This window comes from Streptomyces sp. P17, assembly GCF_032436805.1.
In the GTDB taxonomy this organism is placed as follows: domain Bacteria; phylum Actinomycetota; class Actinomycetes; order Streptomycetales; family Streptomycetaceae; genus Streptomyces.
The window spans coordinates 121781-138271 of the sequence record NZ_JAVRBF010000014.1; the positions used below are offsets into that span (position 1 = coordinate 121781).

At 69.9% G+C, this 16491-nt stretch carries 21 protein-coding genes, 1 tRNA gene and 1 pseudogene; 17 read left to right on the forward strand and 6 right to left on the reverse strand.

Translation table 11 applies throughout. From position 1 onward, the window contains the following. Positions 1–106: 106 nt before the first annotated feature. Positions 107–1165, reverse strand: coding sequence for a DUF932 domain-containing protein (locus tag RMT89_RS12015; protein WP_007491905.1), 1059 nt, complete (start codon positions 1163–1165; stop codon positions 107–109). 358 nt (positions 1166–1523) lie between these two features. On the opposite strand from RMT89_RS12015, the gene RMT89_RS12020 reads away from it, so the two are divergent. The 14 genes from RMT89_RS12020 to RMT89_RS12085 all read left to right on the forward strand — a co-directional run bounded on the left by RMT89_RS12020 (position 1524) and on the right by RMT89_RS12085 (position 9308). Beyond that, positions 1524–1596 (forward strand) — tRNA-Ala (locus tag RMT89_RS12020). 47 nt (positions 1597–1643) lie between these two features. Beyond that, positions 1644–1904, forward strand: coding sequence for a hypothetical protein (locus RMT89_RS12025; protein WP_007491907.1), 261 nt, complete (start codon positions 1644–1646; stop codon positions 1902–1904). Next, entirely contained in the window at positions 1901–2170 is a 270-nt protein-coding gene (locus RMT89_RS12030; protein WP_139063525.1) for a hypothetical protein, read from the forward strand. Before RMT89_RS12025 ends, RMT89_RS12030 begins: the two co-directional genes overlap by 4 nt. 92 nt (positions 2171–2262) lie before the next feature. Continuing rightward, positions 2263–2820, forward strand: a complete 558-nt coding sequence (locus tag RMT89_RS12035; protein WP_007491911.1) for a hypothetical protein — start codon at positions 2263–2265, stop codon at positions 2818–2820. A 104-nt stretch (positions 2821–2924) separates the two neighbouring features. Continuing rightward, entirely contained in the window at positions 2925–3146 is a 222-nt protein-coding gene (locus tag RMT89_RS12040) for a hypothetical protein (RefSeq protein WP_007491912.1), read from the forward strand. A 192-nt stretch (positions 3147–3338) separates the two neighbouring features. Continuing rightward, on the forward strand, positions 3339–4331 hold the full coding sequence (locus tag RMT89_RS12045; RefSeq protein WP_167546283.1) for a hypothetical protein: 993 nt from the start codon (positions 3339–3341) through the stop codon (positions 4329–4331). Between the two features lie 35 nt (positions 4332–4366). Further along, complete coding sequence (locus RMT89_RS12050) at positions 4367–4711, forward strand: hypothetical protein (RefSeq protein ID WP_043728288.1); 345 nt, start codon at positions 4367–4369, stop codon at positions 4709–4711. Positions 4712–4941: 230 nt separating this feature from the next. Further along, positions 4942–5211 carry a hypothetical protein gene (locus RMT89_RS12055; RefSeq protein ID WP_315883714.1) on the forward strand — a complete coding sequence of 90 codons (270 nt, stop codon included), beginning with the start codon at positions 4942–4944 and terminating at the stop codon, positions 5209–5211. A gap of 68 nt (positions 5212–5279) precedes the next feature. Continuing rightward, complete coding sequence (locus RMT89_RS12060; RefSeq protein ID WP_007491918.1) at positions 5280–5672, forward strand: hypothetical protein; 393 nt, start codon at positions 5280–5282, stop codon at positions 5670–5672. A gap of 514 nt (positions 5673–6186) precedes the next feature. Continuing rightward, positions 6187–7068 carry a hypothetical protein gene (locus RMT89_RS12065; protein WP_007491921.1) on the forward strand — a complete coding sequence of 294 codons (882 nt, stop codon included), beginning with the start codon at positions 6187–6189 and terminating at the stop codon, positions 7066–7068. A 140-nt stretch (positions 7069–7208) separates the two neighbouring features. Next, positions 7209–7886, forward strand: a complete 678-nt coding sequence (locus tag RMT89_RS12070) for a hypothetical protein (RefSeq protein ID WP_007491922.1) — start codon at positions 7209–7211, stop codon at positions 7884–7886. 198 nt (positions 7887–8084) lie between these two features. After that, positions 8085–8588, forward strand: coding sequence for a hypothetical protein (locus RMT89_RS12075; RefSeq protein WP_043728168.1), 504 nt, complete (start codon positions 8085–8087; stop codon positions 8586–8588). Positions 8589–8705: 117 nt separating this feature from the next. Next, complete coding sequence (locus RMT89_RS12080; protein WP_007491924.1) at positions 8706–9023, forward strand: hypothetical protein; 318 nt, start codon at positions 8706–8708, stop codon at positions 9021–9023. A 123-nt stretch (positions 9024–9146) separates the two neighbouring features. Then, a complete protein-coding gene (locus tag RMT89_RS12085) occupies positions 9147–9308 on the forward strand; it encodes a hypothetical protein (RefSeq protein ID WP_007491925.1) in 162 nt (53 codons plus the stop codon). 169 nt (positions 9309–9477) lie between these two features. On the opposite strand, the gene RMT89_RS12090 is transcribed toward RMT89_RS12085, so the two are convergent. From RMT89_RS12090 to RMT89_RS12100, 3 genes are all read right to left on the reverse strand, one after another. After that, positions 9478–10698 carry a Shedu immune nuclease family protein gene (locus tag RMT89_RS12090; RefSeq protein ID WP_007491926.1) on the reverse strand — a complete coding sequence of 407 codons (1221 nt, stop codon included), beginning with the start codon at positions 10696–10698 and terminating at the stop codon, positions 9478–9480. Between the two features lie 132 nt (positions 10699–10830). Continuing rightward, positions 10831–11430 (reverse strand): hypothetical protein, encoded by a 600-nt coding sequence (locus RMT89_RS12095; protein WP_007491927.1) that lies wholly within the window; start codon positions 11428–11430, stop codon positions 10831–10833. Positions 11431–11717: 287 nt separating this feature from the next. Then, positions 11718–12962 (reverse strand): DUF4132 domain-containing protein, encoded by a 1245-nt coding sequence (locus RMT89_RS12100; RefSeq protein WP_007491936.1) that lies wholly within the window; start codon positions 12960–12962, stop codon positions 11718–11720. 143 nt (positions 12963–13105) lie between these two features. Here RMT89_RS12100 and RMT89_RS12105 point away from each other — a divergent pair, with 143 nt between their 5' ends. The 3 genes from RMT89_RS12105 (at position 13106) to RMT89_RS12115 (ending at position 15771) form a co-directional block, all read left to right on the forward strand. Beyond that, positions 13106–14554 (forward strand): hypothetical protein, encoded by a 1449-nt coding sequence (locus RMT89_RS12105; RefSeq protein ID WP_315883715.1) that lies wholly within the window; start codon positions 13106–13108, stop codon positions 14552–14554. A 284-nt stretch (positions 14555–14838) separates the two neighbouring features. Then, a complete protein-coding gene (locus RMT89_RS12110; protein ID WP_007505607.1) occupies positions 14839–15297 on the forward strand; it encodes a DUF6420 family protein in 459 nt (152 codons plus the stop codon). A 192-nt stretch (positions 15298–15489) separates the two neighbouring features. Beyond that, on the forward strand, positions 15490–15771 hold the full coding sequence (locus RMT89_RS12115) for a hypothetical protein (RefSeq protein WP_007505606.1): 282 nt from the start codon (positions 15490–15492) through the stop codon (positions 15769–15771). Between the two features lie 15 nt (positions 15772–15786). Here RMT89_RS12115 and RMT89_RS12120 read toward each other — a convergent pair whose 3' ends face one another. Together RMT89_RS12120 and RMT89_RS12125 are read right to left on the reverse strand one after the other, a co-directional pair. Beyond that, positions 15787–16203: a hypothetical protein gene (locus RMT89_RS12120; protein ID WP_007505604.1), complete on the reverse strand. Its 417-nt coding sequence runs from the start codon at positions 16201–16203 to the stop codon at positions 15787–15789. After that, a pseudogene (locus tag RMT89_RS12125) lies at positions 16203–16491 on the reverse strand (hypothetical protein); the annotation flags it as partial. The gene RMT89_RS12120 and the pseudogene RMT89_RS12125, both read right to left, overlap by 1 nt.

Genomic DNA, 16491 nt, shown 5'->3' on the forward strand with positions numbered 1-16491 from the left:
GCTTGTGGGCGCCGGAATCGGGGGTTGGGTTCAGGGCGGCGGCCGGTCCGCCGAGTCGCGGCGGACCGGCCGGGAACAGTCCGGGGGCGGGCCCCCGGACGGGAGATCACGCGGCGAGGGCGAGGGCCTCGTGCATGGCGCGCATCTTGAACGTGTTCTGCTCCAGCAGCGACCGGCGGATCCGGCCGTCCACCGTCTGGCGTCCGCCCCAGTCCGACAGCTCCCCGGCCGCCTCCACCAGCGCGCCCGCCGTCAGACCGACGCCCGCCATGGTGGAGCTGGCGAAGATGCCCCGCAGGACGTCCCGGCGCTCGTGGACGCGGCGGATGCGGTAGTCGTCCTCCTTCATCTCCGCCGCCTGCTCGGGCAGCTGCACCATGCGCTCGATGAACTGCTCACGCTGGGCCCGCGTGACGGGCATCCGGTGGAGGGCCTCGCGGTCCTTGAGGAAGCCGTCGAAGTCGCGGCGCAGCACGCTCACCAGGTGCCGGGCCTGCTCGATCTGGTCAAGTGCGCTCTTGGTGTGCTTGATCGTGTAGAAGTGGCCCGCCGCGCGGGAGCGCCTCATGGCGGCGTTCCACTGATTCGTGCACCACAGGCGCTCCGCGCTGCCCCACACCTTCAGGGACCCCTTGCCGTCGTGCGAGGCCTGGAAGCCGACCGTCAGGGTCCACGGCGAGGGGTCGCCCGCGAAGCCCCGCGCCTCCCTGGTCAACTCGATCAGCCCCATCACCGAACGGCCGCCCCGGAGTTCACGGAGCATGCGGACCTTCGCGCCGGGGGCCTCCATGACCGGGGCGATGATCCGGCCGAGCAGCGCGTGGTCGAGGACCTCGTACCCGGAGCGCGGGATGCCGAGGGTCGCCCAGGAGTCGTCCCTCACGATCTTCTTGTGGTCACCCTCGGTCTGGTAGACGGGGTTGCCCGACTCGTCGATGCCCTCCAGGATCGGGAGCCCGTCGGGGCCGGAGGCCAGGACCGGCGCAGCCACCGGCTCCCACGTCAGGCCGTAGTGGGCCCGCACAGCGCTCCAGGTCGGCAGCTCCAGGAGCGGGCCACCGGAGTCACCGCCGAGGTTGCGCTTGTCGGCGGGCTCCAGGTACGACGCGGCGGACGTCGACGCGTTCGAGCGGGGGGAGGCGGTCGTGCTGACGGTGCTGATCACGCAAGTCCTTTCGACAGGCCGCGACTCCATCGCAGCCTCTGCACAAGAGATTTCGGGGGGCTCCCCGAGCTGTCTCTTAAGACTCTACACACGGAAAGCTGGGCGTGCAAGTCTTAAGAGACGGAAATTTGGGACTCCCGCGACTGCCTCGCGCGCTCGCGGGGGGTGTCCGGTGAGAGCCTGGGCCTGGTCGCGCGGTCGGTCGTATTGAGCGCCGGGGGTGACTCGCTCGCCTCTGTGGCCGTCTCTTATGGCTTGCAGTGCAAGCTGCTTACGTGTATAGTCTTAAGAGTCGACGGGGGTGATCGACCCCGCTGACGCCGGACAGTGAGGAGCGGCCGATCCGCGCTCTCCGGCAGGCCCGTAGCTCAGTAGGTAGAGCGACCCCCAAGCCGGGGGAGGGAAGGGGTTCAACTCCCCTCGGGCCGCCACTGCTGGACGTAGCGCCCTGCTTCACCCGTCTCTATGAGAGGAATCTGTGCCCCGTCTGACCCGCCGCCAGAGGAACCACCTTGCTGACGTCGAGCACTACTTGCTCTTGATCGGCGCAGAACTGTCCAAGGATGAAGTCGTCGTGACGATGAAGTCGCACGGCACCACCACGGTCGAGTACCACAACGGCCATACGGACCAGTGGCTGGCACCGATCCGTCCGTCGTCCCACGCTTACGTCAATCACGCGCTCAGGGCCATCGAAGTGATGCTGAGCGAAGCCGCACCGAAGGGGGCGGGCCGGTGAGCTGCCAGGCCGTCGACGCTGCTGTCCGCCCGGCGGACGCCGCTGGGATGACCGAGTACGCCTTCGCTGTCGAACTGTCCGCCGTCGTACGGGTCAAGGCCTCCTCGTACCGCCGCGCGCTCGACGTGGTCAAGGCGATCGAGGCATACGACGTGAACGCCCCGCTCGCCCTGCTCGGTGAGTCTGCACTGCTGACGGAGGTGTCCCTGAGTCTTGAGGACGGCTGCCCGATCACGCTGTTCGAGAAGGGCGGGGAGCCGGCGTGAACTCCCGCGCCCCACCCGGTGTCGGCTGCCCTGCGACGCAACCCGCCTGATGTGCCCTCGCCTGCTCGCTGACCGAAGGAGATTGCCAGCTCATGCACGACGACAGGTCCACCGTGGCCGTGGACGTCCGGGCCGTCGAAGTCGACGGATACCCCGGCCTCGCACAGGTTCCGAGGGATCACCTGTTGCGCCTGGAGGAAGACACTCTCGGGATGAAGGCCGGCATGCTTCGCACTGATTGGACCTACAGCAAGGGTGCTTATCCCTGCTCGCTGCGCGACCTGGAGCCCTTGGGGGCCGACGTCGCCGATGCACTTATCGCTGCAGGCGCGCCCGTTCACGACGCCCGTCGCGCGCCCGGATGGCGGGGCGCCTTCCCCGTCCTCGTCCAGGGCCTGCGCCTGAGCGAGCTGCGCGCGGCCGTCACCGACATCGATCTGCCCGACGACGCGATCGTCGCCATCCGTGCCGCCGACTACCCGAGCCAGGGCATCGGCTCACCCGCGGACGTCCGCGTCGAGGTCGGCTACTACCAGCCCGACCCCGCCAGCGGCACCTCCGGCTGGGCCTTCGGCGGAGCCATCGACTACGCGGAGGATGGCGCCATCCCGGCCCACGTGCCCGCGCTGGTGCTCAAGCCGACCCACTGACCCGCCACCTCTGCGGGGCCCCACCGTCTCTTAAGACTTGACTCTCGGCGAATGTGTATGTATAGTCTTAAGAGTCAGCAAGGTTGTTGGGAAGGGATCACTCCATGACGCAGACCTCCGGTGAGACGGTTTTCGACCCGGCGGACGAGGCCGGGCAGATCGAGGTGCTGGAGGGCATGGCCCGGCGGCTGATCGCCGGGACGTTCTCGGCGGCCTTCACTCTGGACGCGGAGGGTCAGGCCCAGATGGTCGAGGCCCTCTACGCCCAGATCGGTCGCAAGGCGGCGGACATCATCCGGGCCCGCGCGCAGGCGAAGGCGCAGTAGTCGCCCGGCGGCGCCCGACCGGGCGCCGTCGCCCAATCCCAGAACCGCCACCCCCCGCCCGGCTGCCGGCCGTGGCTGAGAGGACACCTCTCGCGTGCCCCCGACGTGTCTGGTGCTCAGCAGCCATTCGGCAGCCGGCTGCCCGGACCCGCACGACACCACGCAACCCGGCACCCACGCGAAAGGAAGACCTTGCCCCTCCCTGACCACACCTCGCCGCCGGAGTCCGTCCCGCTGCTCATCGGCTCACAGGTCGAGGCGTTCGCCCTCGTAGTCCGGCGGCAGACCTGCGCGGAACTCGCCGAGGCGCTCCGCCGCGACGGCCAGGCGCTGGCCGCCGCCTTCGTGGAAGGCGACGGTGCTTGCACCGAGCTCACCCACTCGCTGTCCGCGATCCCGAAGGCGCCTACGTCGGAGCCAGAGCACGGGGCCGGCTGCCGGGCGTTCGCCTGCCAGTGCGGCTGCGACCGCGCTCAGGACTGTCAGGACTGCCACCGGTGCGCATGCTGGCGTTCGCAGTGCTGCGCGCACGTAGCCGAGGACCGGGTGCGCCGGGAGGAGCGCACGAGAGCGTTGCGGCAGCTCCTTGACAGTGTCGGTCTGACGATGCTCACCGAGCTGCGCGAGACCGCCGCCGAGGCAGAGGAAGCGCGACTGAGAGGCGCGATCGCGCGCCGCGTCCGCCTCCTGGCTCCGGGCGACGGCCGCCAGTACGAGACCGCCGTGTTCGACGCTGTCGACGCGAAGCTGTGCATGGGGCACGCCGACTACAGCGAGCGCGACGTGGCGCTCTACGCCGCCGGTCAGGAAGACCCGAACGAAATCGTCGACCTGGACGACGCCGTACTCTCCAGCGCGCTCGGTGCCCTCGCTGAACTGCTGCGTCCGGAGGAGGGAGCACAGCTCACCGTCGACCTTGACCACGAGTTGGACGAGGACCGCCGCACCGCGGAAGCCTCCTCCGCGTCATCACCCAAGATCTGCCTGCCGTTCTGTGCGTTTTGCCGACGAGCACTGGTGAGCCCCTCCTCCCCCGGAGAGACCGAACCGTACTTCGACCTGGAACCCGGCGAGGAACCCCCGCCGTGCGCACCTGGCCACAACCACGAGACCGTCATCTGGGCCGACGTGGCCGAAGCGGACGCCGGATGCGACCTGCCCCTCACCGAGAACGGACACGCCTGATGCGCCTTGCTGACCTGCCCCAGGGAGTCATCATCATGACCGGCTCCGTCGTCACCGCCGTCGAGGCCCGCGAACTGCGGGAGGGCGACATCCTCTCCGTCGGCGGCACCACGGTCACCGTGACCGGAACCGATCACCACGACCTCCCGGGCATGACCCGCATCCCCGTCAGCTACCACCCGTACGACACCGAGACCGTCCGCTCCGAGCGGTGGACCCTGCCCGCGACCACCCGTCTCACCCCGCGCCAGCTGCTGCGCAGCGAGCGCGTCGACTGCATGGCGTGCGAGCCCGGCACCAACAGCCACGACGTCCTGGTCGACCGCGTGACCGAGGGCTGGGTCCAGTCCTGGGTGTGCGACGCGCACCTTCAGATGTAGCAGGGCTCGGCCCGACCTGACCGATCTGAGACGCCGGGCACACCCTCACTACCGGAACGGAACCCATGTCCACGCTCCGCGGCGGCGAGCGCTACCTCGTATCCTGCGAAACCGCTCTGGCCCACAGGGACTATCGGGAGGACTGTCTCCCGGCTCGGAGGAGCGCCGTCCTCGCTACAGTGACCCGGAGGCCTGCCGGCTCGTGCCCCGTGGCTGGCGCGGTTGATGAAGTGGAGCACCCCCTGGTGAGTTTGCAGACTGGAGCCCGGTGGTGGGCGTTCATCGACGACCGGCTCGACGAGCGGATGCACGCGCAGTATCCCGAGGGCCGCGACGCCTACCATGCCGACTGGCGTGCCGCCCACTCACTGATGCAGAACCATGCCCACGCTGTCGCACGAGGTGATGACGACCAGGCCGATCGGCTCATTCAGCAGATGCGCGAAGTCGCCGCCGACTGGGACGGTCACCCTGACCACCCCGACCACGCTGTCGCGTAACCGTCGCACCCGGAGCCGTAGAGCCAGCCGCTACACGCAGCTCCGGCTCCCAGTGACACCGGAAGGCCATGATGACCAGCAGTGAATACTGGCGTGCTCTGCTCCACGAGACCAACGTCGTCGAACAGCTCAGCAACAAACTGACGGGTCAAGCCATCCACAACGGCGCCATCGATGCCCAGTTGCAGCGCCAGTACCTCGTCCGCCGGGCCGCCCTCGCGGACCGGGCCGACTCTCTCCAACGGGCAACCGGCTTCGCCATCACCAGCGAAGTCGACGCCGATCTCGCGGCCCGTCACCTCCTCGACTGGGATCGCGAACACCACACCGGGCAGGGGACCGTCCCGGCCGCCGCCGCACGGTGGGACGCCGACCCCCGCGGCTACGTCCACCAGGAACACGCCAGCCTGTGCCGCGACGACCAGCTTGACGACCCCGACGCGGCGCGGCCCCGCACCTGACCGCGACCGACTTCGGCCTCCCGGAGTTGCTGACAAGGGGCGAGGCGGCAGCGGCCATTCCGGAGCTTTCCGCATTCCGGTGATGGCCGCTGCGGCCGTGAACGCGGCGGGGGCGAATGCCTCGTCGGGGTGGTAGCCGAGCAGGTATCCGATCTGGGCGCCGCGGTGCCGCCCGTGCTGGCGAGCAACGCCTACAGCTGGGTGTAGCCCTCGGAATCGCCGCAGGCCTCTCTCGTGTAGTTCCCCGGCTCCGTCAGCGTCTTCGACGACTTGCGCCAGTTCCTCCCAAAGTCCACTGATGGTGCCTCGTCAGGTGGCTGGGTAAGCGACCGGAAGTCAACTAGTTGACTCTTAAGACTTGCATTCACGTGAGTCGTCGATGTAGAGTTTTAAGAGACGTCATCGGCGATCTGCTCCCACCATGCGCACAAGTAGCACCGCGGAAGGACCCGCGTCCGACCGGAGACTCCAGCCCGGACGCGGCCCAGCCCTGCACAGCCCCCGACGAGGAGAGATGACCACCACCCGTACCGCCGCCGACCGCGTCGCCGCGATCCGCGCGGAATACGCCGCGATCGGCGAGCCGCTCGATGACCTGTCCGACCTCGACGTGCTGAATCGCGCCTACGACGCCGTCCAGCGCGAGCAGATCACCACCCGCGACCGGTACATGGGCCTGCTCACCTCCCTGCGCCGACACGACGACTCCGTACGCCGCACCGTGGCGGCCGAGCTGGCCGGCCGCGCCGACCTGGTCGTCGCGCAGGCCCTTGAACGCCGCGCACAGGCAATGGTCGCCGTCCTGGCCGCGGTGGAGGTCCTCCCGGAACGCCCCGGACGGGACCGAGTGGCCCTGCTCAAGGAGATCGCGCGGCGCACCCGGCACGCCATCAGCCTGCTCGCCGACCACCCCCGCGAGCAGCAGTGGCGGCCGGACGCCAACCGCAGCCTCGTGCACAACGCCCGAAGCGTGCTCGGCGTGCTGCGCGAGCGTGACGGCGTCCCGGCGAGCGAGGTGATCCGGCTGGTCGACGAGGCCCTCGCCCCTGACGGCAATCTGTCCGACCTCTTCGACGTCGCCGACCGGCACCCGCGCCAGCCGCGCCAGGGTGAGGGGCCCGCCTTCGCCGGGCCGCACTGGTTCGACCGCAAGAGCTTCTACGCCTACGAGCCGACCGACCAGGCACGGGTCGTGGCATTCCGCCTCGGCGAGGACTGGCACCTCGACGTGTGCACGAGCGACGGACGGCTGCTCGCCTACGGGACGGTGCCGGAGCGCGAAGTGGCCCATCTCGCCCCGGAACTGGTCGCACGCGCCGCGGCATGGGAAAGGGCTTCCTCCGGCTACGCCTGGCAGCGGTTCACCGCCACGGAGGAGGACGTCAGGAACGGCTGAGGCGCACGCCGGCGGTCTGGATGTAGTACGACCGCGCGGGTCGCTGCTCGTCATCTCCTCATGGACGTGGCGGTGCATTGGGGCTCCGGGCCGCTAGGCTGCGTCGAGCCTTGCAATACACGATGTTTCCGGCGGTGGAAATGCCTCGCGGCGCGGTGCACTCGATCTGGATCGCGGTCGACGACAAGATTCCCCAGCAGGTCAAGGACGTCACAGAGGGGCACAAGAAGCTTCGCGCCCGGCGGTCGGCCGACCCGCGCTGGAGCACGCTCGGACTGCGCGGCACAGAGGCCAAAACTCGCCGCGCGCAGTGGCGGACCGAGGTCCAACGCCTGCGTCTTGCCGGTGAACTGCTCGACACTGTCGACGTCCTCGTCGAGTACGGCGTCCGAGAGGAACTCGCTGCCCGAGGCTGGGACCATGAATGGGACCCGGCGCCCGAGGAGGCCTGGGAACAGGGCCGGTGGCCCGGCTCACGCGACCGGGGCCTCGCCGGATACCCCGACCGCCTCTCCGCCCGTCTCGACGGCGACCTCGTCGCCCTTGCCGTCGCAGCCTGCTGGTGGACATCCGCGCCGGCCATCGAACTGCTGCACGCCTGGCGCGACCGCAACCCCGGCATCACTCCGCCTCGCTACGAGCTCGACGAGGAGGGCCGCAGACGGCTTGGCGGCCCACTCGCTGAGTACGCCCGCCTCTCCGACCAGATCACCACCACCGGCGCTATCTGGCGCGCTGGAGTCACACGCGGACTCGCCCAGGCCCGTACGGCCATCCCCGCACAGCAGACGGCCGACGGTGCAACCACGTCGGACTGAACAGGGACCACCAACTGCACCGCCGTGTCTGCCCTTCCAGGCGGGTGACGCCCCAACTCGACACGCCTTCTCTGTCGACCCACTCCAAGTTGCCTCTTAAGGCTTCCATTTGCGCACCTCTCGGTGTATAGTCTTAAGAGACGTTAGCGCTTGCGCGTCTCATCCGGTCCGGCAACGTGAACAGGAGAAACCCGCCGCATGACCTTGCCTTTGCCTGACGGATTCAGCCACTACGACTGGATGGAACTCCTCGGCTTCACCTGGAAGATCGCGAGCGAGGGCTACGAGTACGCCGCCGAGAACTACCCCCCGAGCTTCGAGGGCAAGGCGTTGAAGGCCATCGCCGAGGACGACGACCCGCGCCCGCTGAAGCAGCTGGTTCGCGACCACGAGCAGGCGCTGGAGTCCTGGCAGGAACAGATCGGCTGGGAGCAGGTCGACCAGCTGTGGACCGCGCACATGCGCGAGGAGAAGGAGCGCAGGGAGAGGCACCTGCTTTGGGCCCTGCACCCGGGAGGCGACTGGGACGGTGGCGCCTACTCCGCCGCCTACGAGAGCCGTGAGCAGGCCCTGGAGGGCATCAAGCAGCAGAATGAACTCGCTGCGGCCTATGCGCATTTCGTGCCGTTCAGGGGGCGGGTGCTGCACCGCAGTGAGCCGGGCGGCGACTGGACCGAGGTCCCGCTCGAACCGTCCCCGTGAGCATCGGCCGGGCACACCGGCCGGTCGGCCGCCTCAGGACGTCTTCCCGGCTCTGAACCTCTGGCATGTCGGCGAATAAGCTGGCCAACTCGGAACTCGTGATCAGGGGGGAGACACATGGACTTGTCCATCGGTGGCCCGTACTACGCCGCCGTCGTACTCGCCATAGCCACGGCGCTTGCTGTGCTGATCTCGGCAATATCCGGCCACCGCCACGGCAACCCCACCGCCGGCCTGCCGATACTCCTCCTCGGCCTAATCGCGGCCGAGGGCCCGGCCTCTTACGGGGCGTTCGTGGACGGCGATCTCGATACGGACCTGGCTGGGCCTGTGGAGGGCGGCCTGCTCGGCTTCGGCGTCGGGGCCGTGGCTGGCCTGATCATCGTCGTGCTGCTGGTCGCCCACTGGGCGCGGCGCAACGATGGGGAGCAATAACGGACAGCTCTGATCGACCACCGTCAGCACAAGACTGACGACGGGGTTCGCACCGTCTACATGCTCCATGCGGACGGGTCCTGGGCCCGCGCCACAGCTGCGGGACGCCGGGAATCGCCAACCGTGCATCAGGGCGGGCCGCGGCGGCTGTGGGACGAACTTGAGCGCATCCGCACGTGGCTCGCAGTAGACGGCGACCTCCCCGTCCGGGGCGCCACGGTGACCATCACCCCCGACGGGGCGGTCACGTTCTCGCGTAAGGGCTGGTCGGCCACCATCACCTAAGCCACCGGGCAGGATGTTCAAATGCTCAGCGCCTCCGTTGCCTGGCCTGGCGTCCCCCGAACGATGCCCGCTGACCGGGCCGCCGTGCGCCGCGGAAGGCGCCTGGCCGCCTGACCCCCGCAGACGGACCCGCGCCGGGAGCGCGCGGCTCGGGGTACGGACGGTGGGGTCACCAGTCTTCCGTGTCGTCGCCCGACTCGAGGTCGAGCAGGCCGAGTAGGCGGGAATCGGCTTGCTCGGCCGCTCGGAGCAGCCAGTCGAAGGTGCGTACCTCGATCCTGCTGTCGGTGAACAGGCGGCGCCGCACCTGTGCGGAGTCCTCGGTGTCGTCCTCCCGCCCGATGATGATCAGCCCGCGGGCGTCGGCGGTGATGCCCGGCAGGCTCAGTCCGTTGTCTACCCGTGGAGTGCGCGCCTGGAGGAGGTTGGTCGATAGCCACTCCCGCCAGTCGCGAATCTGATCGACGGCGTGACGGAGAGTGGGAGACTCGCGTCCGCTGCCCCGGTTGGTCAGCCTCGCGTTCGGGCTCTCCAGCTCCACGAGCACCCACTGCAGGCCCGCGGAGGTGCGGCCGGCAATGAGGAAATCGGCCCGGTAGTGGTTGCCGAACCCCACTTCCGGTCTCACCCAGGTGCCGTGGTTGCCCGTGAGGACATGTCCGAGCAGGGCGGGATGACGCTGCAGGACCTCCTGGAGATCGCGTTCGGCCGTCGCCGTCTCCAAGGTCTCGCGCAAGGCCTCCCGTTCTGCCAGCGAGGGCCCGCGAGTGACCTGCCAGGGCCGCAGCAGGGCGAGTTCCCGGCTGGTCACCCGCCCCGGGCGGGGATCGCGGGCAAGCGCCTCCTCGCGCGCCTTGCGTACGAGGTCGGCATGGTGGGGCGCGTCCTGTTTGACCAGGCTCGTGACGCGGTGCGGCCGCGCCCCGCGGCCCCGGCCCCCGCGGAAGTTGAGGCGGCCGCTGTTGCTGATCGAGGCGATGATGTCGTGCTGGACCTGTTCAGAGCCTCGCTCCCCGGGAGTGATCGCAATATCGCCCGGCTCGGGTGACAGCCGCTCGAGATGGATCACCGACCGGTGCGCCCAGGCCACTTCGAGCCACGCCTCCAGGATGTCCCGGTGGTCGATCAAGTCCTGCGGCGGGACCTCGATGGCGGCCTCACCTGCGACGAGTTCGAGGTAGCCGTACTCCTCCTCGTCGATCGGCTGCGCCCTCTTCAGGAGCAGCGGTCCGGTGAGGTGAGCGCGAAGAAGTGCGGCCGCGACCGGCATCGGCGTGCCGGGCGCGAGCGCCACGCCCAGGGCGTCGGCGAGGTCCCGCTGTGCCGGGGTGAACTCGCCGCTGAGCTCCCGAAGGTGTGCCGCCACCTTCTTCCAGTCCGTCTCGGCCACCGGCGCCCGTCCCTTCTGTCGGTCCGCCCTGCCCCGATCGCAGACGGCCTGCCTGGGTGAAGTGTGTCGCGAAGTGCCCTTAGCCGCGTGCCGGTTTGGCCGGCACGCGCTGCCGGGTCGGCTCGCCTCAGGTCATCGCCGGCGCAGGTCGATGCCGCGCTCGGCGGCCAGGGCCAGCAGGGCGGTGACCGTCGTGCCCTCGCGCAGCCGGCGGCGAACCTGCCGGCCGTCCAGGACGACATCGAGGGCGGCGGGCCCGATGCCGAGGGCCCGGCACGCCCGTGCGGCCGCGGCGCCGTCCACGCCCAGGGCCCTCATCCAGGTCTCCAGCTCCGGGGCTGTCAGCTTGAGCGCGTCCCAGGCGGTCGTGCGCTCGCGGAGCTGGTGGTGGCGAAGCCCGGGCGCGAGCTGGGCGATGAGCCGCATCACGCGGGAGCGTTCCACGGCGCGGGAGGCGGCGGAGCCTCGCTGCTGCGGGGTGTTGCCGGGCGCCGTTTCCGTCGGCGAGGCAGGCCGCGGCTCCGTCTTCGTCTGCTGGGGGCGTCGGCGCAGGACGCGTCGCAGTTCCGGTCCGAGGTCGAGGCCTTCGCGGGCGGCGATGGCCTGGGCGTCGGGCGTGCGTCGACGCGTGCCTCGGGCGAGGTCCGCGGGAGAAGGAACGGGGGTCGGGCTGGTGCGCAGGAAGTTCCAGATCGCGGTGAGTTCGGGGTCGGTGAAGCGCGGCTCGGCCACGGGGTTGCCTCCGGTTCGGCGGTTTTCGGGCATGCAAAAGGGCCCCGTGCCGACGGCAGCGAGGCCCTGTGTAAGGGGTCGTGGTGGGGAAAGGGGGGAGCCGGGCCGCAAGGGTTCAGCGGCGGCAGCGGTCGGGCGGCTCCTTCAGATGGGTCACAGCCCGCACAACGCGGCCAGCGTAGCCATTTTTCGCGGCAGCGCCCGCGTTTTGATCAAATCCGCAGGTCACAGCTATGCGCCGTCAGACGTTCGACGGCGTGTTGTTCGCGTCCGATGGTGGGCTGGTGTCAGGTGGCGTGGCTGGTCTGGTCGTAGGGTTGGTGGACTTCGCGTGCGGCGAGGAAGCCGCGAACCTCCGCTACCTGAGCGGGTTTTGCCCTCGTGGGGTTCCACAGCCGTACGCAGGTGGTCCCGGTGAGGGCGTGGGTGCGGCCGTCGAGCGTGAGGCAGCCGGCCGGGTGGGGAAGCCCAGCGGTCCAGCTGCCTGGGCCGGTCTCGTACTCCCAGATCAGGGCGCGGGCGACGATGCCGGTGAGGGGGTGGTCGCGGTAGTAGCGGGCCCACTCGGCGTACGGCCACAGGCGGTTCTCCTCCCGCAGGGCGTACAGGCGCCGGCGCTCGGCGCTCAGGGTGTCTTCGATCGCGCGGGCCAGCCGTCGGGTCACGTCGACGTTGTGCGACAGGTACTTGGTCTTAAAGCCGGTGGGTGAGCGGAAGGGCGTGGTGGTGCGGGTGACGGTTCCTCCATCGTCGACGTCGGTCCAGTCGACCGTGACGCGGCCGGTGTCGGAGATGGTGATGAGGGCTTCGTAGGGGATGTTGAGCCAGACGGCTCCGCGGCCGATCCATCCCAGCCGCAGGGTGCCGTCCGCGTCGACGCCGTGGGTGAGGACCGTCCGTTCCTGGAGCTGGTGGGGCGGGACGCCGATGCGGGTGGCGGTCTTCTTGACCATCTTGGCCAGGTGCCGGTGGGAGTGGGCGCCGGGCTGGACTTCGCGGTGCAGTGTCCAGAGGGCTTCCATGGCCGACAGGTCGGCGAGTGCGGTGAAGACGGCTCCGGAGAGGTCGTCGTCGCGCTTGTAGTAGCCGTCGAGGACGAAGGCGTTCTTGCGTGCCACCGTCAGCAGGTCGGCGACCAGATCCTCGAGCTCGGCCGGTGACGCCCCGCGGGCCAGGTATCCGGCGGCCAGGGCGAAGCCGTTGGCCAGGTCACGGGTGGGGGTTCGGTCGGACTTGGCCCACAGGTCCTGCCTGGTGACGTTGGGGTCGGTGCAGTCGTGCAGCGATCCGTCGGCCGCCAGGGCCCGTATCGCCTCCGTCACCAGCTCCCGGGCGCCGTCCGTCTTCAGCAACGCCTTCGTCTGCCGCTTCCAGGTGGCGTCGACCTTGTAGTGCCAGTCCCAGAAGGTTCCGGCCTGCCCGAGGTGGAGTACCAACTCGGTCAGCTCCGGCGGCAGATGGGTCACCCGATCCCTGATCCGCTCCGCCCAACCGTTGCCGCGTTCCAGCAGATCATCCACACGTTCAGCCATACCGTGATCTTGGCAGGCAGCACTGACAGGCCCGGAGTGTCGGTGGCCAACGCCGCTTGCTGGCGGGTGCGTTGAGCGGCGCTCGTGAACCATGGCCGTGTCCTCCTGACGGCGTTGTCACACCGGGCCGCTACGGTTCGGCCATGGCCGTGCACACCTCGGGTCCGAACGGACTCGTCCCCGTACACATCGCTGTCCACGACCCCGCCCAGATGGAAGAGACCGATCCGCAGGCCGCCGACTACGCGCGCAAGCTCTTCGCGGCCTCGGCCAAGTACGCGGGCATCTCCTGGACCGAGCATGGGGCCGAGCCGCGCTGGCTCGACATGGACACCAGCACCTGCGCCGCCGCCATCAACCCCAGCCACTTCTCCGGTCACGGCGCCGACGAGTTCGACAGGTTCCTGTCCGGGGCGGCCTCGCGCGGCGAGCCCGCGCTCATCATCGCGACGATGGGCACGGCGGACGATGACAATGACCGCGTGCGGTCGGTCTTCGGCCGGCCCGGCGGCCGCGTGGACTTCCGTCACTTCACCGGCGCGATCGTCGGCAAGCGGCTACTCGCGGGGGCGGAGGTCGCCCTGGCTCCCGATCTGGACGCGGCCGACCGCGACCTCGGACTGAGACTGCGCAACCGCCCGGCCGATGCCCCCTGGTGGGCGATGACCTTGTCGGCGACCGCCTTGGAGGGGGAGCGCGGAACGACGATGCGCAAGCCCGAAGGCGAGCTGGTGCCGATCCTCGTCGACAGCCTGGGCGAGCCCGTCGTCGCACGCTGGACATCGGGTGACGGCCAGCAGATCTGGTACGTGATGCCGGACGGGGTCGACTGGAACCAGGTGGTCGACTGGCTCGTCCAGCGTGCCCTTCCCGAGCACGTGCCGGCCGCGCTGCGCCGCGTCCGCTCACGCCACCACGATCCCGCCCTGGAGACGCCTGCGGAGACGCAGGCACGCGGCGCCCTTGAGGAGTTGGAGAGCCGCTACCTGGAGGAAAGGGCCCGCCTTGAGGGGGATCTGGAGCGGGCGCGGGACGAGGCCGAACCCGTGCGGTCCGGCCTGCTGTACGGCACAGGTCCCGAGCTGGAAGACGCCGTGGCCGTGGTGCTGCGCGCCGCCGGATTCGCCGTCACCGATCTGGACGAGGAATTGGGTGGCCCCCTGTCGGCGGACCTCCTCGCCGCGCTGAACGGGTCCACCTGCCTGGTGGAAGTGAAGTCCGCTTCCGGCGCAGCGGGAGAGAAACTGGCCTCTCAACTTCGACGCCATCTGGAGAAGTGGCCGCAGCTGCGCCCCGGCCAGCGAGTCACCTGCGCTGCCCTGATCGTCAACCATCAGCACCGGCTGGACCCCGCCGAGCGCCCAGCCGAGGTGTATCAGCAGCGGGTCGTCGACACGCTCCCCTTTCCCGTGCTCGCCACCGGCGACTTGTTCAGGTGGTGGTGTGCGCAGGACTGGCCGGCCGTGCAGGCCGCGGTGCTCGGTCAGGACCGTCCAGGAGGAGAACAGGGTGGACCGACCGCAGGCGGGAGCGGGAACCCGGTCGCAGGCCGAAGGCGGTGGCGTCCCTGGGGCGGAGGCGGCACCGCGTAGCAGCCGCGGGCGCCGCCTCACCGGCGCGCACAAGCCCTGCGCCGAGCAGGAGTCGCGATCGATCGTTTGCCACCGAAGGTTGTTGCGGTGGCAGTTAGTGCCGTCGGAGTCTGCCCGATCGGTAAAGGTGGGCCGCCGCGCGCGGTGGGCTGGAAGGATGGCGTCCGACCGGGCCGAGGCGGAGACGCTCCTGGCGATGACCGCCGCACTGCTGTGGAACGTGCCCGGCACCCGCGCGTGACGAGGCGGCCCGCCGCTCGACCTGCGACCGAAACGAGGACCGCATGACAACCGAGCACAACGGCATTGCAGGCCCCTACACCGAGTACGACGGACTGCCCGCCCTGCACGCGGTGGATACCGCTCTGCCGCTAATCCATCCGTACGCCTCGGTGGCGCCCGGCCGCTACGTCACGCCCGGCGGCGGTCGGATCACCATCGGTCCGCCCGAGAAGCCCGCCCACATCCGGATCACGCTGGATCACCTGGGCTGTCCAGCCCAGCTCACCGAGGAGAAGAACGTCGCCTTCAAGCGGCTCGCCCTGGCTGCCGAGGGGCACTGCGTGCAAGCCGGATGTCGACACCGCGCCGCGTACGCGGACGGGGTGCTGCGCATCTTCGAAGTGCGCACCGGGAGCATCACGCTCGCCGCATTCGTGCGCGCCGTGCTCGCGGTCGAGCTGGGGGACTTTTGGGGGACTTCGCTCCCACGGACCGGCTCTTGCAGGAGACCGAAGCGCTGACCGGGCCTGTCCGCCGGCAGGGGGAGGGCCCGTGAAAGCGGGTGGGTGCGGCGCCACGGGGGGAGCGCCGCACCTGCGACCAGCGTAGCGATTCACCGTTCCGCCCGGGCCCGAATGTGCGACCGGGCGGTAGTCCCGCCCCCATAACTACGGCTGATCAAGATCGACGTAGAGGGAGGGGAGGCCGCCGCCGTGTTCGGGCTCACCCCGATCCTGGCCAGGATGCGGGACGACGTCGAGCTGGCCATCGAGGTGACCCCCAAGACCCTGGTCAAGCAGGGCCACACCGTCGACGACGTCATCGGCCCGCTCAACGCCCACGGGTTCCACGCCTACCGGCTGGTCAACGACTACGGCGCGGGGAGCTACCCGGCCGCCCTGCGGCGGCCCGTGCCGCCGATGCGGTGGCGCGGGCCCGTCACGGAGATGAGCGATCTCGTCTTCTCCCGTCTGGACGTCGAGACCCTGCGGTAGGCGGGCCTGCTTCGTTCACCCGGTGGCGGCCGCCCGTAGGTAGAGGCGAGCGAAGCGGACGGCCGGGTCGATCAGCGGTGCCGCCACCTCGGTGCCGCCGAGTTCTTGGGCCCGGTCCTCGAACGACGCCGTCGTCTCCAGCCACGCGGCGAGAGCCACGACTCCCTGAGGATCGAGCGCGGCCATGTGGGAGGCCACCGCGAAGGCCCGCGCGTACGTGTACCGCCCGGGGCTGTCCGGATAGGCGAAGCTGGCCAGAGTGCTGCCACTCACGGTGCCGTCCGCTTCGAGGTCCTGCGGGGTGAAGGCGGCCACGACCAGCGCGCCCGTCTCGTCCTGGTCGACCATCCACCGCTCGTCAGGGGACTCGGCGGCCTCCGAGGCGCGGCGCCGCAGGAGCGCGGCCGCTTCCCGCAGCAATTCCTGTGCCATCACGGGGCCCCTCCGTCGCGTCGTGACGCACGGATACTCGCTTCCAGCGCCGCCATCAGATCCTGGGGAGGCTCGCGCGGCCCGGCCGGCGCCTCCAGCTCCCTGCCCGCGGTCACCGCGGCGACGAGCCGGTTCAGGGCCTCGCTGTACTCGTCGCGCACGGCAGAGGGGTCGATGCCCAGGAGCTGGGTCAGCAGCAGCTCGGCAAGCTCTAGCCCCATCCTCCGCACGTCACTGGTCTGAGTGACGTCTGTCGGGCTGGCGCTGGTCAGGACAGGTTGATTTCCA

What these genes read in the sequence shown, in the direction of transcription:
- RMT89_RS12035 (WP_007491911.1), top strand. Translation starts at nt 2,263, where the DNA reads ATGCACGACGACAGGTCCACCGTGGCCGTGGACGTCCGGGCCGTCGAA.
- RMT89_RS12040 (WP_007491912.1), top strand. Translation starts at nt 2,925, where the DNA reads ATGACGCAGACCTCCGGTGAGACGGTTTTCGACCCGGCGGACGAGGCC.
- RMT89_RS12050 (WP_043728288.1), top strand. Translation starts at nt 4,367, where the DNA reads ATGACCGGCTCCGTCGTCACCGCCGTCGAGGCCCGCGAACTGCGGGAG.
- RMT89_RS12060 (WP_007491918.1), top strand. Translation starts at nt 5,280, where the DNA reads ATGATGACCAGCAGTGAATACTGGCGTGCTCTGCTCCACGAGACCAAC.
- RMT89_RS12065 (WP_007491921.1), top strand. Translation starts at nt 6,187, where the DNA reads ATGACCACCACCCGTACCGCCGCCGACCGCGTCGCCGCGATCCGCGCG.
- RMT89_RS12070 (WP_007491922.1), top strand. Translation starts at nt 7,209, where the DNA reads ATGCCTCGCGGCGCGGTGCACTCGATCTGGATCGCGGTCGACGACAAG.
- RMT89_RS12075 (WP_043728168.1), top strand. Translation starts at nt 8,085, where the DNA reads ATGACCTTGCCTTTGCCTGACGGATTCAGCCACTACGACTGGATGGAA.
- RMT89_RS12080 (WP_007491924.1), top strand. Translation starts at nt 8,706, where the DNA reads ATGGACTTGTCCATCGGTGGCCCGTACTACGCCGCCGTCGTACTCGCC.
- RMT89_RS12100 (WP_007491936.1), bottom strand. Translation starts at nt 12,962, where the DNA reads ATGGCTGAACGTGTGGATGATCTGCTGGAACGCGGCAACGGTTGGGCG.
- RMT89_RS12105 (WP_315883715.1), top strand. Translation starts at nt 13,106, where the DNA reads ATGGCCGTGCACACCTCGGGTCCGAACGGACTCGTCCCCGTACACATC.
- RMT89_RS12110 (WP_007505607.1), top strand. Translation starts at nt 14,839, where the DNA reads ATGACAACCGAGCACAACGGCATTGCAGGCCCCTACACCGAGTACGAC.
- RMT89_RS12120 (WP_007505604.1), bottom strand. Translation starts at nt 16,203, where the DNA reads ATGGCACAGGAATTGCTGCGGGAAGCGGCCGCGCTCCTGCGGCGCCGC.